16 protein-coding genes and 1 pseudogene are annotated in these 13,188 nt (G+C 34.0%); 11 read left to right on the top strand and 6 right to left on the bottom strand.

The genetic code is table 11. The features are described 5' to 3' along the window. Window positions 1–382: 382 nt before the first annotated feature. On the top strand, window positions 383–1,717 hold the full coding sequence (locus AC3WVZ_RS12265) for a lytic polysaccharide monooxygenase (RefSeq protein ID WP_233936414.1): 1,335 nt from the start codon (window positions 383–385) through the stop codon (window positions 1,715–1,717). 127 nt (window positions 1,718–1,844) lie between these two features. Here AC3WVZ_RS12265 and AC3WVZ_RS12260 read toward each other — a convergent pair whose 3' ends face one another. The 3 genes from AC3WVZ_RS12260 to AC3WVZ_RS12250 form a co-directional block, all read right to left on the bottom strand. Then, complete coding sequence (locus AC3WVZ_RS12260) at window positions 1,845–2,279, bottom strand: GNAT family N-acetyltransferase (protein ID WP_233936413.1); 435 nt, start codon at window positions 2,277–2,279, stop codon at window positions 1,845–1,847. Window positions 2,280–2,390: 111 nt separating this feature from the next. Next, window positions 2,391–3,053: a ribose 5-phosphate isomerase A gene (gene rpiA, locus AC3WVZ_RS12255; protein WP_001049989.1), complete on the bottom strand. Its 663-nt coding sequence runs from the start codon at window positions 3,051–3,053 to the stop codon at window positions 2,391–2,393. Window positions 3,054–3,057: 4 nt separating this feature from the next. Further along, window positions 3,058–3,378 carry a 2Fe-2S iron-sulfur cluster-binding protein gene (locus AC3WVZ_RS12250; RefSeq protein ID WP_001125388.1) on the bottom strand — a complete coding sequence of 107 codons (321 nt, stop codon included), beginning with the start codon at window positions 3,376–3,378 and terminating at the stop codon, window positions 3,058–3,060. 142 nt (window positions 3,379–3,520) lie between these two features. Between AC3WVZ_RS12250 and AC3WVZ_RS12245 the strand changes: the two genes are divergently transcribed. Together AC3WVZ_RS12245 and clpP are read left to right on the top strand one after the other, a co-directional pair. Continuing rightward, window positions 3,521–4,207 (top strand): RNA polymerase subunit sigma-70, encoded by a 687-nt coding sequence (locus tag AC3WVZ_RS12245; RefSeq protein ID WP_000337511.1) that lies wholly within the window; start codon window positions 3,521–3,523, stop codon window positions 4,205–4,207. Between the two features lie 21 nt (window positions 4,208–4,228). After that, a complete protein-coding gene (gene clpP, locus AC3WVZ_RS12240) occupies window positions 4,229–4,810 on the top strand; it encodes an ATP-dependent Clp endopeptidase proteolytic subunit ClpP (RefSeq protein WP_001092373.1) in 582 nt (193 codons plus the stop codon). Between the two features lie 43 nt (window positions 4,811–4,853). Here clpP and AC3WVZ_RS12235 read toward each other — a convergent pair whose 3' ends face one another. Further along, window positions 4,854–5,711: a glycine betaine ABC transporter substrate-binding protein gene (locus AC3WVZ_RS12235; RefSeq protein WP_001227613.1), complete on the bottom strand. Its 858-nt coding sequence runs from the start codon at window positions 5,709–5,711 to the stop codon at window positions 4,854–4,856. A gap of 171 nt (window positions 5,712–5,882) precedes the next feature. Between AC3WVZ_RS12235 and AC3WVZ_RS12230 the strand changes: the two genes are divergently transcribed. Beyond that, window positions 5,883–7,088, top strand: coding sequence for a quaternary amine ABC transporter ATP-binding protein (locus tag AC3WVZ_RS12230; RefSeq protein WP_000370606.1), 1,206 nt, complete (start codon window positions 5,883–5,885; stop codon window positions 7,086–7,088). Then, window positions 7,081–7,917 (top strand): ABC transporter permease, encoded by an 837-nt coding sequence (locus AC3WVZ_RS12225; protein ID WP_001084759.1) that lies wholly within the window; start codon window positions 7,081–7,083, stop codon window positions 7,915–7,917. Before AC3WVZ_RS12230 ends, AC3WVZ_RS12225 begins: the two co-directional genes overlap by 8 nt. Before the next feature lie 53 nt (window positions 7,918–7,970). Here the strand turns inward: AC3WVZ_RS12225 and AC3WVZ_RS12220 are convergent, their stop codons facing one another. Beyond that, window positions 7,971–8,183, bottom strand: coding sequence for a hypothetical protein (locus AC3WVZ_RS12220; RefSeq protein ID WP_065382618.1), 213 nt, complete (start codon window positions 8,181–8,183; stop codon window positions 7,971–7,973). A gap of 217 nt (window positions 8,184–8,400) precedes the next feature. On the opposite strand from AC3WVZ_RS12220, the gene AC3WVZ_RS12215 reads away from it, so the two are divergent. From AC3WVZ_RS12215 to AC3WVZ_RS12200, 4 genes and pseudogenes are all read left to right on the top strand, one after another. Further along, a complete protein-coding gene (locus tag AC3WVZ_RS12215; RefSeq protein WP_000508401.1) occupies window positions 8,401–8,568 on the top strand; it encodes a glycine zipper domain-containing protein in 168 nt (55 codons plus the stop codon). A gap of 106 nt (window positions 8,569–8,674) precedes the next feature. Next, window positions 8,675–8,973, top strand: a pseudogene (locus AC3WVZ_RS12210) (hypothetical protein). Further along, window positions 8,957–9,793, top strand: coding sequence for a PP2C family serine/threonine-protein phosphatase (locus AC3WVZ_RS12205; RefSeq protein WP_000556966.1), 837 nt, complete (start codon window positions 8,957–8,959; stop codon window positions 9,791–9,793). The pseudogene AC3WVZ_RS12210 and the gene AC3WVZ_RS12205 overlap by 17 nt, the downstream one beginning before the upstream one ends. A 271-nt stretch (window positions 9,794–10,064) precedes the next feature. Beyond that, window positions 10,065–10,448: a DUF4181 domain-containing protein gene (locus AC3WVZ_RS12200; RefSeq protein ID WP_000528448.1), complete on the top strand. Its 384-nt coding sequence runs from the start codon at window positions 10,065–10,067 to the stop codon at window positions 10,446–10,448. A gap of 76 nt (window positions 10,449–10,524) precedes the next feature. Here AC3WVZ_RS12200 and AC3WVZ_RS12195 read toward each other — a convergent pair whose 3' ends face one another. Continuing rightward, window positions 10,525–11,370, bottom strand: coding sequence for an oxidoreductase (locus tag AC3WVZ_RS12195; protein WP_001034797.1), 846 nt, complete (start codon window positions 11,368–11,370; stop codon window positions 10,525–10,527). A gap of 166 nt (window positions 11,371–11,536) precedes the next feature. On the opposite strand from AC3WVZ_RS12195, the gene AC3WVZ_RS12190 reads away from it, so the two are divergent. Further along, on the top strand, window positions 11,537–12,016 hold the full coding sequence (locus AC3WVZ_RS12190) for a DinB family protein (RefSeq protein WP_233936411.1): 480 nt from the start codon (window positions 11,537–11,539) through the stop codon (window positions 12,014–12,016). 169 nt (window positions 12,017–12,185) lie between these two features. After that, window positions 12,186–13,184: an acetoin:2,6-dichlorophenolindophenol oxidoreductase subunit alpha gene (gene acoA / locus AC3WVZ_RS12185; RefSeq protein ID WP_000921269.1), complete on the top strand. Its 999-nt coding sequence runs from the start codon at window positions 12,186–12,188 to the stop codon at window positions 13,182–13,184. Window positions 13,185–13,188 lie beyond the last annotated feature (4 nt).

Raw genomic sequence — 13,188 nt, 5'->3', positions numbered from 1 at the left:
CTAAGGCACTGAGAGATATAAGTATAAGAATAAAAGTTAACCAGTTAAATGTATTGTCAATTATGAAGTAAAGATGATAGATAAATATATTCGAATTTTATTTTAAAATGTTAGGACTTAGTTTTACATGTTAGTAATAATTTCACTGTTTCTGCACAACTTCTGCACATACTCAGGTAATTTCTATGTCATGATATATTCATAAAGTGAAATATTTCACAAGAAAAATATAATTTCACTGCGGTGTATGCATAATTAACACATACATCGGTACAAGTTTGTCTCTTGTTATTCTTTTACATCAAAGCCCACATTCCACTACAAAGTATAACAAGAAGGAGACATGAACATGAATAATCGATTTTTAAAATAACTACAAAATATGAAAATGAACAAAAAAAGTTTAGGAGCTGTAGCATTAACAGCTGGAATTATTAGTACGACACTTATTCCTCAAAATGCTTATGCGCACGGTTTTGTTGAAAAGCCCGGTAGCCGATCCGCTTTATGTAGTTCAACTTATGGTGCGCTAAATGTAAACTGTGGAAGTGTTATGTATGAACCACAAAGTTTAGAAGCTCCAAAAGGGTTCCCACAAGGTGGTCCAGTAGATGGACAAATTGCTTCAGCAGGCGGAAAATTTGGTGGTATTTTAGATCAACAAACAGCAAATCGTGGGTTTAAAAATACAATCACTGGTGGGGAAAATACATTTACTTGGAAGTATACTGCGCCTCACTTAACGAGTAAGTGGCATTACTATATTACTAAAAAAGGATGGAATCCAAATAAAGCGCTAACAAGAGCAGATTTTGAACCAATTGGAACTGTACAACATGATGGTTCTGCAGCTTCAAATAATTTAACTCATAAAATCAATGTACCTACTGATCGTAGTGGATATCATGTGATTTTAGCAGTATGGGATGTAGCTGATACAGCAAATGCATTCTATAATGTAATTGATGTTAATCTTATTAATGATGTGAAACCAGACATAGAAGCGCCAAGTATTCCAAATGGACTTCAGACGCAAAAAGTAACAGCAAATAGTGTAGAACTAACATGGAACGCTTCTACGGATAATGTAGGGGTAAAAGGATATCAAATCTTCCGTAACGGAGAGATGATTGATACAGTAATAGGCACTCATTTTATTGATAAGAAATTACAACCAAGCACAGAATACTCTTATACTGTAAAAGCAATTGACGCAGCTGGCAATGTATCGAAGGAAAGTACAGCGCTTACAGTAAAAACAACAGTTGAGATTCCAGATACAGAAGCACCAACACAACCAAAAGGATTACATAGTATGGGAACGACAGCGTCAAGTGTGGATTTAATGTGGAGTCCATCTGACGATAATATTGGTGTAGACCATTACGATATTTATAGAGAAACAGAAGGATCAATGAAAAAGATTGCAACATCCAATACAGCTTCTTATATGGATAAAAATCTGCTCGCTAATACTACTTATAAATATGTAGTAAAAGCTGTTGATGTAGCTGGAAATGAATCCGTACAGAGTGATATATTCACAATTACTACAAAAACCGAAAGCGCTTCATATGAAGCGTGGGATGCAAAAAAAGCATATAAAAAGGGAGATAGAGTTCTACACGAAGGAAAAGTATATGAAGCAGTCCAGAGTTATCAAGGAAATGGTGATCCGAACTGGATTTATGCATTATCATTATGGAAAACAGTGTAAGCTTTACCTAGATATGAACTAAGAGATGATGGGCTTTGATTTCAAAAGAGAATCTTGAGAATTCACTTTTCTATTTATAAAAAAGGGTAGTGTATGAATACATAAGATTCATATACTACCCTTTTTATTATGATAACATTTTCGTCATAAGTATATGCGGAATGCCATCTTCCATAAATATATCAGAAGAAGTTTCATAACCTAATTTTTTATAAAATCCTTCAGCTTGTGTTTGCCCGTGTAGTTTCACTTTTGTAGCTTGTTCGTTACGAGCAATTTCTTCTAACGTTTGAATGATGACTTTACCTAATCCGTATGTACGATAATCTTTTAAAATGCAAATACGTTCTAATTTTCCGACGCCATCAACAAATCGTATACGCCCTGTGCCTACAGGAAGCTCATGATAATAAACTAAAATATGTTTACATTGCTCTCCGATTTCATCGAATGTATCGAATTCATCTGCAAGAGGGACACCTTGTTCTTTTACAAATACTTCTTTTCGAATATGAAAGACAGTTTCTAAATCAGCAAGTTCTGTTATAAGTTTGGATTGCAAAATATTCAGTCCTTTCTAATGTAATCAGCTTGTGTTTTCATAGTATATCATAATAAAGCGCTATAAAGAGAAGAACATACTAAAAAGCCAACTTTAAAAAGTTAGCTTTTATTACAATTCCTTTATCCCATTTTTAGCGCCGATAATTACTTTACTCGTCATACTTATAAATAACCCTGTTTCAACTACACCAGTAATCATTTTTAATTGAGTGTGTAAATGGGCAGGATTAGAAATATGATTAGGGAATATACAATCGATAATCATGTTATTGTTATCGGTTATATAGGTTTCATTGTTTTTCAAACGCAATGTTGTTTGACATCCTAAAGACTGAATTTTATTTTCGATTTGTTTCCATGAAAAAGGGATGATTTCAATAGGTAATGGAAAAGTACCTAAATGTGTTACAAGTTTCGATTCATCAGCAATGATAATTAGTTTTTTAGAGGAAGAGGCAACGATTTTTTCACGAAGTAATGCACCGCCACCGCCTTTTATAAGTTGTAAATTTGAATCAATTTCATCCGCTCCATCAATTGTAAGATCAAGACTTTGTACGTCGTTTAACGAAATTAGGGGGATATTTAGTTGCTGTGCTAATGCTTCAGTTTCCTTTGATGTTGGTACAGCTTGAAATGATAATCCTTCTTTTACACGCTCACCTAATTTTTGTATTGTCCAATATACAGTAGAACCTGTACCAAGCCCAATTTTCATGCCATCGTTTACAAAGTTAGCAGCATATTCGCCAGCGAGCTGTTTTAAATTCATCGCTTTACTCCGCCGGACGTGGCCCAGCATCAAGACCTGAATTTTCAACTGTAAGTACCGGACGAACGACTATATCTTTATGTACACGCATTTGACAAGATAATCGTAAATGATCTTCAATTCCTTTTTCCGTCATTGCATGTTTCTCATTCGCACTCGCTTCACAGAAATCACCTGCTAGTATTTCTACTCTACAAGTTGTGCAACGTGCATTCCCGCCGCAACGATGAAGAATGTTGACACCGCTATCTTCAATTGCTAATACTAACTTTGTTCCTTCTTTCACATCAAAAGTTCCCGCACCTTCAATTGTTAATTTTGGCAAATTTGTTCCTCCTCACGTAAAATTGTACATAACATATTTATGACCGCGAATTATTGAACATAAACATTATTTTTTTATATCCCCGTAACTTTTTTTAATGTTGAATCGTTTATTAAGTAAGCGCTGAAAAGGAGTGGTTATTTTGTGCACAAAAGTAACTCATGTTTTAAAGAACCATATCGATATGAATCATTCAAATATAAACTTTTTAATTGAACAATATGGAGAGTTAAAAAGATACTGTACTTTTTTAACGAAAAACAAATGGGATGGGGAAGATCTCGCCCAAGAAACAGTGTGTAAAGTGCTTCAAAAATATAGAAATAAAGATATTTGTATGACACTCGTCTATAAAATAGCAAGAAATCGTTGGTTAGATCAGATAAAGTCTAAGTCTGTTCATGAAAAAATAAGAGAACAAATCACTTTTGAAGAACCACATGAGAACATTGCAGATTTGCATGAAATGGTAGGGAAAGTATTGTCTTCATTAAATGTACAGCAATCCGCAATTTTATTATTAAAAGATGTTTTTCAATATAGTATCGCTGATATTGCTAAAGTGTGTTCTGTATCAGAAGGTGCAGTGAAAGCTTCTTTATTTCGGAGTAGAAATAGGCTGAAAACTGTAAGTGAAGAAGGGGTCGAGATAGTCGAATTCACAGATGATATGGAAGTTGTAGTAACGTCTATTCGAGAAGAGAGACCGGAATTATTAACGAAACTGCTTCCGTCAATAGATTTTACTAAGTTACCATCTAAACAGCCAGTCTTATTATTTAATGTGAAACAACCTTCTTCCTACAGTTGTATGCTTTGCGCAGCATAACAAGTATTGGAGGAATTGAAAATGAATACAATTCCATATGTAGTAGAACAAACAAAATTAGGAGAGCGTTCCTATGATATATATTCAAGGTTATTAAAAGACCGCATTATTATTATCGGCTCAGAAATTAACGATCAAGTAGCGAGTAGTGTCGTAGCGCAATTATTATTTTTAGAAGCAGAAGATGCAGAAAAAGATATATATTTATACATCAATAGCCCAGGAGGTTCAACGACAGCAGGTTTTGCAATATTAGATACGATGAATTTAATTAAACCAGATGTGCAAACGCTATGCATGGGCTTTGCGGCATCATTCGGTGCATTGTTATTATTATCAGGAGCAAAAGGAAAACGGTTTGCGCTTCCTAACAGTGAAATTATGATTCATCAGCCGCTTGGTGGTGCACAAGGGCAAGCAACAGAAATTGAAATAACTGCGAAAAGAATATTAAAGTTAAAGCATGATATTAATAAAATGATTGCAGAAAAAACAGGCCAACCGATTGAAAGAGTAGCACATGATACAGAAAGAGATTATTTTATGACTGCAGAAGAAGCGAAGGTATATGGGATTGTAGATGATGTTGTTACGAAAAAATAAGATGAAAAAGGCTAGAGGATATGTTAATTCTCTAGCCTTTTTATTAATCCTTTACCCATTCATCAACTAGCGCTTGATTGTTCTTAATCCATTTTCGTGCCGCTTCTTCGGGATCTTTCGTTTTATTTAACTCGACCATTAATGTACCAAGCTGCTCATCGTTCATTTTCCATTTATCAAAGTATTTTATGATATCCGGGTGATCTTTTTCGAAACCTTTACGAACGGAGTAATAAATGTCATCTTTTTCACCATATACTTTCTTAGGGTCTTTTAAATATTTTAAGTCAAATTCTGAAAAACCCCAATGCGGATTCCAAAGCGTAACAGCGATTGGTTTCTTTTTTGTATATGCTTTCTTTAGTTCACTCATCATCGCAGCTTCAGAAGATTGGACAAGTTTTAGTTTTATATCATATTCTTTCATTGCTTTATTCGTTAAATTCATAAGACTACTACCGGGTTCGATACCGACAATTTTATTATCTAGTTCATCTTTATGAGCATTTAAATCTTCGATACTGTTTATGTTTTTCATATAAGAAGGGACGACTAAACCTAGTCCAGTACCTTCGTACCATTTTGATTTTAAGACAATATCATCTTTATAACGATCGTTTAGCGGTTTATCTGTAACTGGTAGCCATACTTCTAAATTCGCATCAACATCGCCACGAGCGACACCAGTCCAAATTGCGGCTTTTTCTAAATACATGAGCTCAACTTTGTAGCCTTTTTCTTCTAATAAAACTTTCCACATGTTTGCAGTTGCAATATTTTCTTTCCAACTTGTTACACCAAGTTTAATTTTTCCTTTCGAATTTGCATTTGTTGCATTACATGAAGTGAAAATCATAGTAATAAATAATGCAAGGCATATAAACCAAATTTTCTTTCGCATCGAAAACCTCCTAAGTAACGTTTGCCTTATAAAATAAATGTATAAGTAAGCATTCTTATTATGAACGGAAACGAGAATTTTAAAGAAATCTTATGAATGTCATTTTTATGTAATATTTCTTTGTAAAATCGCAACACTATGTGAATAGATGGGTAGAAAAGGAGTAGTGACATGGATAATACAAAGGTGCGTGTTGAAAACGTAACAAAAGTATTCGGGAAACATCCGCAAAGAGCCCTTTCCTTATTAAAAGAAGGAAAAAGTAAATCGGAAATTTTAAAAGAGACAGGAATGAACGTTGGGGTGAAAAAAGCAACGTTTGAAGTTTACTCTGGAGAGATTTTCGTTATTATGGGTTTGTCTGGCAGCGGGAAATCTACGCTAGTTCGTATGTTAAATCAATTGATTAAACCAACTGCAGGTCATATATACATAGATGGTGAAGACATCGCAACGATGGGAAAAGAAGAGTTACGGAGAGTAAGAAGAACGAAAATGAGCATGGTATTTCAGAAATTTGCTCTATTTCCGCATCGTACAGTTATACAAAATGTTGCATATGGTTTAGAAATACAAGGAGTTCCGGTTGAAGAGCGAGAGAAAAAAGCGTTAGAATCGCTACAGTTAGTAGGACTCGATCATCATAAAGATAATTATCCAAGTCAACTTAGTGGTGGTATGCAGCAGCGCGTTGGAATCGCAAGGGCACTAACGAATAATCCAGATGTATTACTAATGGACGAGTCATTTAGTGCATTAGATCCACTTATTCGAAAAGAAATGCAAGATGAATTGTTAGAGTTACAAGATAAAATGGAAAAAACGATTATATTTATTACGCATGATTTAGATGAAGCGCTTCGAATTGGAGATCGTATTGCATTAATGAAAGATGGAGAAATCGTCCAAATTGGAACGCCAGAAGAAATTATGATGAGCCCCGCAAATGAATTTGTAGAAAAGTTTGTTGCGGACGTGAATTTAGGAAAAGTAATTACGGCTGAGTCTATTTTAAAACGACCAGAAACTTTATTAATTGATCGTGGACCTCGTGTGGCCCTTCAAATTATGAGGAATGCAGGCGTCTCAACTGTATATGTTGTAAACAAAAAGTATGAGTTTTTAGGTATATTAACTGCGGATGATGCGAGTAAAGCAGTACAAAAACAGTGGCCGATTGCTGATTTATTACTTAATGATATTCCGCATGTGTATTTGGATACTTTACTGGAAGAGACATATGCAAAAATGGCAGAGATGAAATATCCGTTACCAGTAATCGATGAGAAGAAAAGGCTAAGAGGAATTATTAAACGTGAAAGTGTCATTCAAGCTCTTGCAGGAAACATTGAGGAAGAGGTGAAAGACGATGAATAGTATACCACGTATTCCATTAGGGGAATGGGTCGACTCATTTGTTGCAAGTTTATATGAGCACTTTGAAGGCTTATTCCGAGGATTCTCTTATATTATTGGTGGATTCGTTGATTTACTCACTAATTTTTTAACAATAATACCTGCCATATTGATGATTATTATCTTGTGTTTCTTCATTTGGTACACAACGAGGAAATTATCTTTAGTCATTTTTACGCTTATTGGATTATTATTCATTTTGAATATTAACTACTGGGCACAAACGATGCAAACATTAGCACTCGTACTTACGTCTGTTATTATTTCAATTATTGTCGGAATTCCAATTGGTATATTAGCATCTCAAAATGAACGTTTCTCAAAATTTTTAAAACCAACACTAGATTTTATGCAAACAATGCCTGCATTCGTATACCTTATTCCAGCGATTACATTTTTCGGAGTAGGTGTAGTACCTGGAATTATTGCATCAGTAATCTTTGCAATGCCACCGACAATTCGTTTTACGGACTTAGGAATTAGACAAGTTCCAGAAGATTTAATTGAAGCAGCGAATGCATTTGGATCCACTGCATCACAAAAACTATTTAAAGTACAATTACCACTTGCAACCGGAACGATTATGGCTGGTGTGAACCAAAGCATTATGCTTTCGTTATCGATGGTTGTAACAGCATCACTTGTAGGAGCTCCAGGACTTGGAGTTGATGTATATCGCTCTGTAACACAAGTTAATATCGGAATGGGCTTTGAAGCTGGATTAGCTATCGTAGTAATCGCAATTATATTAGACCGTATTACACAAGGGTTCCATACGAAAAGAAAATAATGACCAAAAGACACACTTTTATAATACAAAGTGTGTTTTTTATTGCATCCAGATCACATACGAACGATAACAGAACCTCCAGCTGGTGCGCAAACTTGGTTTTGTTGTTGTTCCATTGATTTGATGAATTGATTATTTTCCTCGATTAATGAGATTAATTTAGTTAATTGATTTTCAAGACTTGCGATACATTGCATCATATATTGTGAATCATGATGCAATGTATTCCTTACAGGATGGGGGGAACGATTCCAATGAGGATGCATTTGAATCGTTCCCCCTTCAATAAATTACGGATCTTTCTTATAGTAAATGCCTATATATATTTAATGGTTACTTGAAATTTTTTCATTATAAAAGGAGTATGTACAGAAAATGGAAAATATTATATATGAAGTTAAAGTGCATTTTTTGAAAAGATTCAAGCGAGATAGTGCGTATATTAATACATTTAAGTGAATGCATGTTGTTTAGGGAGAAATGATGGGAGGAGATGCAATTTTGGCTAAAAATAAAAAAAGAAATGATGCTTTGGCAATAGGTGTCGGTATAGGGGTTGTAATTGGTGTATTTCAAGGGCACTTTACAAATAATTTAGTAATCGGAATTGTGATTGGGATTATAATTGGGATTGCGTTTTTGAAGAAATAATGAGGTGTAAATTCATTTCAAAAATTGCTGTATCAAAAGAATGAAAATTCGGAATACAAAACCTGTTTTTCCTTTTTTTGTGATATTATATATGAAAAGGAAGGTGATGGACATGTCAACAAACAATCAAGTAGAACAAAACTGCTTCATTTGCAAAAAGCATAAAGGAAATATTATAGTTCCAGGTGGAGCTATTTACGAAGATGAACTCGTTTACGTTGGACATGTCCACTGGGATAGTGAAGAAACATAATTCCGCGTTATTCGAATACACCAAAAGAGTTTTGGTCACCAAGCGAGATAGCGAAATGGACTGGCGCACCATATGGTGACGCAGCGAAAATCAAAAAACTATGCGAAAGAATACGAGAGTATATGGTGAGTGAATATGCATACAAAAAATAATAGACAACATTCATGGGTTGGAAGTAGAGAAATGTGTTTAGACGAAATTTCGGTAAAGCAATATGGTGATATCGTGCTCGGTGCATATGGTGGGAATATTAGTGCCGGAGCGAAAAAGAATGAAGATGGTGCATTAGTTTGGTCAAATGGTGAGTGGGAATTTGCAGCTATATTAGATGGACATAATAGTGCAGAAAGTGTTGATTTAGTAGTAAATACAATCGAAAAAGAATATGAAAATATAAAAGTAATTTTGAATGAACCAATTAATTCAGTATTTCAGTCTGTTGAAAATCATATACTTACAATTTTTCAGTCATCTTCATTTAAGGAAAAGTGTAAAAAAATTAAAGGTGAAACAGCTTGCTTACTATGTGTAAGGAAAGAAAATTATATATGGTGGCTTTCTATCGGTGATTGTTTAGTGTATGTATTTCATGAAGAGTTACATAAGTTAGGACAATATGCATTAAATCAACGTCATTTTTACGAATGGATTGGAAATGTAAACACATTTGATTTACCTGTGCCTTGCTATTCATCAGGTATTCGTGAATTACGTACTGGAAAGAACCGAATTGTGATGGTGACAGATGGAGTATTAGAATGCGGGGAACGCCGATATGAAACACCTGTAAATTTGTATAATGCTATGAACAGAAATGATAAAACACTTAAAGAAAATATTCACAATGTTTTAGAACACGTGCATCATCAGTTGGGACGTGATAGTGCGACAATTATTAGTTGGGACGTAGAAAATAAAAGGAATGCCACGTATCCGAGTGATCAGCCGGAGAAAATGCAAGTAAGAAAATAAAAGGATAGGGTTTTCTGTCAATTATAAAAATAACTCTATTAATTTTATCGGTACTATCTATATTCGTTTTTGAAAAAATAGAAAGAAAAAGGATTAAACATCCCGAAACAAAAGGGATGGGAAATAGATTGTTGTTATACAATACATAAAACATGTCTTGATAAAACTACTACTAAAGAAGATAAAGAAAATGAATACATTATCTACATATTAAAAAATATATAATCCATTTTGTTACGAAAACATAATTAATTTAATAGGAGGGAATGCAATGGGCAACTCTACTATTTGGATTATAGTTATTATTATGATAATTGGAGGATATTTTTTAGAAAAGTTTTTAAGAAAAAAACTAAATATGCCAAAGGGCAATGCTTGGATATATAAGCATGTAAATAGTTTACATGTAAAATTAGAAATAGGTCTTTTTATCGTATATCTTATAGTAAGTTTTATTTATCTGTTCAAAGTAGAAAATGCTAATATAGGAATTGCTGTACTTACTTATTTTGGAGCAATTTCCTTATTACGCGTATGGATGGAATGGAAGTATAGCAGAGAGACAAAGGAATATATTCTTTCTATAATTGGATTCTTTGCATTTGTTTTTATGGTTTCAATGTTACTTTATTTTGATCCTCTTTCTACATACTAATGTCGTTTTGGTTTTTCATGATGAATATTTAAAAAGAGTAGCTACCATTATTTATCTTGATAGTTACTCTTTATATTTACATCTTCTTAAAGCTTCTCAAAACAAGGTATTCCCACAATTTCCAAGGAAGAATCTTCTTCGCAAAAATCATAAATTTCACACCTTTACCGATTGGATAGCGTAAATTTGTGCGCTTAGCTTCAGCAATATCAACGACTTTTTTAGCAACATCTATCGGATTACCAAATGTATCACTACCGCTATTAATATGTTTTTGTATTTTATCCATATATTCTTTGTAAGGAGATGTTGTATCAGATTGGTTTTCAGCTAGTTGTTTACCAACCTCCCATATATTTGTGTTGTAAGAACCAGGTTCAATTAAAGCGACATCTATTCCGAAAGGTTTTAATTCTAAGCGAAGCGATTCACTCCAGCCTTCTAATGCATATTTTGAAGATACATAAGGAGATAAACCAGGGAATCCAACTTGGCCGCTAATGCTGCTTATATTAATGATTTTTCCACTTCTTTGTTTTCTCATATATGGTAAAACAAGCTGGGTAATTGATATAGCTCCAAAAAGGTTCGTTTCAAATTGCTTTCGATATTCGTCTACTTGGATTTCTTCTACAAAGCCCCCATTTGCATATCCTGCATTATTTATAAGGAGATCTATTCTATTAATTTCTTTTAAAAATAATTGGAAATTATGTATAGAATTTTGATCTGTTACATCTAATTGTTGAACTTTTATATTTTGCTGTAAGTTAAGTTGAGTAACTTGGGATAGTAAGGTTCCTTGTTTTTCAAGGTTTCGCATTGTAGCGATAACTAAATAATCTTTTTTTGCGAGTTCGAGTGTAGTTAATAGTCCAAATCCACTTGAGGCTCCAGTAATTATTGCGATTTTTTTATTCATTTTTCGCCAGCTTTCTTTTTCTTTTATCATAACGAGTTATGATAAGAAAATCTATTATTCTTACATTCATTATGAAACCAATTTGTATGTAAAAAAAGGGGATTATAGGGAATCAGCGTATATAGAGTAGTGTATATTAATATGATAATGAAATGAGGGAAGAAAAATGGTCCATGTAAAAGCTGTATTAGCAGATCAGCTATTAGCGAATGCAAATGATCCCAGTTGGTATATGCCATTTTCAGATGCAGTTAAGGATTTATCTGAGAGGGAAGCTTTCTGGAAACCGAATGAAGAGAGTAATAGTATAGCTGAAATCGTACAACATTTACTGTATTGGAACTCTACGTGGCAAACTAGGTATAAAGAATCAAATGTGAATGCAGTACCCGCTATAGGAGATAATAACAAAAGTGTTATGCTCTCAGATAATCAAACTTTCGATGAATTACGGGAAAAACTACTAGAAAAACTGTTACAATGGCAAAATCTCATAAATGAAGAAAAGGTTGAAAGTGATGTAGTGGGATTTCCTGTTTCTGCAAAGTGGTGGGAAGTGCTAGCGAATGTAACAACTCATAATGCATATCATATTGGTCAAATTATTTACATCCGAAAATTACAGAAGAGCTTTGATAATGAATAAAGTAACAATTCTCTTATTAAGGGAACAAAAGTGGACAAAACGAGACAAACGTCTCATTTTGTCCACTTTTTTATTGTTAAAAGATAGAGAAAACCTATTAAAACAAGGATTAGAATTTGGCACGGTACTTGCAATATAAAAGACGAACAAGAAAATAGGAGGGCTGGACATGTTAAAAACAACTGAAAGTAAAGGGAATGAAATTACGAAAGAACAAGCTCGTTGGATGTACGAAAAAATGTTAGAGATTCGTAAGTTTGAAGATAAGGTGCATGAATTGTTCGCGCAAGGCGTTTTGCCAGGTTTCGTTCATTTATACGCAGGTGAAGAAGCGGTAGCAGTTGGTGTATGTGCCCACTTAACGGATAGTGACAATATTACAAGTACACATAGAGGTCATGGACATTGTATCGCAAAAGGTTGTGATTTAAATGGTATGATGGCTGAACTTTTCGGGAAAGCGACAGGATTATGTAAAGGTAAAGGCGGTTCCATGCATATTGCCGATTTAGATAAAGGAATGCTTGGTGCGAATGGCATTGTAGGCGGGGGGTTCCCACTTGCTTGCGGTTCAGCATTAACAGCTAAATATAAAGGAACAAAAGATGTAAGTGTTTGCTTCTTCGGTGACGGAGCAAATAATGAAGGAACATTCCATGAAGGGGTTAATTTAGCGGCGATTTGGAAGTTACCAGTTATTTTTATTGCAGAAAATAACGGTTACGGTGAAGCAACTACATTTGAATATGCTTCAAGTTGTGATTCTATCGCTGATCGCGCAAAAGCTTATAATATTCCAGGTGTTCAAGTAGATGGAAAAGATCTTCTAGCTGTATATAAAGCTGCTGCAGAAGCAGTGGAACGTGCGCGTAATGGTGATGGTCCAACAATTATTGAATGTATGACATATCGTAATTATGGTCATTTCGAAGGTGAAGCACAAACATATAAAACATCAGAAGAAAAAGAAGAACATTTAAATGAAAAAGATGCAATTGTGAATTTCCGTAAGCATTTAATTCATGAAGGTTTATTAACAGAATCTGAACTTGTTGATATGGAAAAAGCAGTAGATGATGCAGTACAAAGATCCATTGAATTTAGTGAAAATAGTCCATACCCAGACGATGAAGAATTATTAAAAGATGTATACGTTTCTTACAAATAATAGG

This window comes from Bacillus sp. CPT56D-587-MTF (assembly GCF_058792335.1).
This window is presented reverse-complemented; position numbering and strand designations above follow the sequence as displayed.

Bases quoted from the DNA above. Each gene is read 5' to 3' on its own strand.
- AC3WVZ_RS12265 (WP_233936414.1), top strand. From the start codon at position 383: ATGAAAATGAACAAAAAAAGTTTAGGAGCTGTAGCATTAACAGCTGGA.
- rpiA (WP_001049989.1), bottom strand. From the start codon at position 3,053: ATGAATTTAAAACAGCTCGCTGGCGAATATGCTGCTAACTTTGTAAAC.
- clpP (WP_001092373.1), top strand. From the start codon at position 4,229: ATGAATACAATTCCATATGTAGTAGAACAAACAAAATTAGGAGAGCGT.
- AC3WVZ_RS12235 (WP_001227613.1), bottom strand. From the start codon at position 5,711: ATGCGAAAGAAAATTTGGTTTATATGCCTTGCATTATTTATTACTATG.
- AC3WVZ_RS12230 (WP_000370606.1), top strand. From the start codon at position 5,883: ATGGATAATACAAAGGTGCGTGTTGAAAACGTAACAAAAGTATTCGGG.
- AC3WVZ_RS12225 (WP_001084759.1), top strand. From the start codon at position 7,081: ATGAATAGTATACCACGTATTCCATTAGGGGAATGGGTCGACTCATTT.
- AC3WVZ_RS12220 (WP_065382618.1), bottom strand. From the start codon at position 8,183: ATGCATCCTCATTGGAATCGTTCCCCCCATCCTGTAAGGAATACATTG.
- AC3WVZ_RS12215 (WP_000508401.1), top strand. From the start codon at position 8,401: ATGGGAGGAGATGCAATTTTGGCTAAAAATAAAAAAAGAAATGATGCT.
- AC3WVZ_RS12205 (WP_000556966.1), top strand. From the start codon at position 8,957: ATGCATACAAAAAATAATAGACAACATTCATGGGTTGGAAGTAGAGAA.
- AC3WVZ_RS12200 (WP_000528448.1), top strand. From the start codon at position 10,065: ATGGGCAACTCTACTATTTGGATTATAGTTATTATTATGATAATTGGA.
- AC3WVZ_RS12195 (WP_001034797.1), bottom strand. From the start codon at position 11,370: ATGAATAAAAAAATCGCAATAATTACTGGAGCCTCAAGTGGATTTGGA.
- AC3WVZ_RS12190 (WP_233936411.1), top strand. From the start codon at position 11,537: ATGGTCCATGTAAAAGCTGTATTAGCAGATCAGCTATTAGCGAATGCA.
- acoA (WP_000921269.1), top strand. From the start codon at position 12,186: ATGTTAAAAACAACTGAAAGTAAAGGGAATGAAATTACGAAAGAACAA.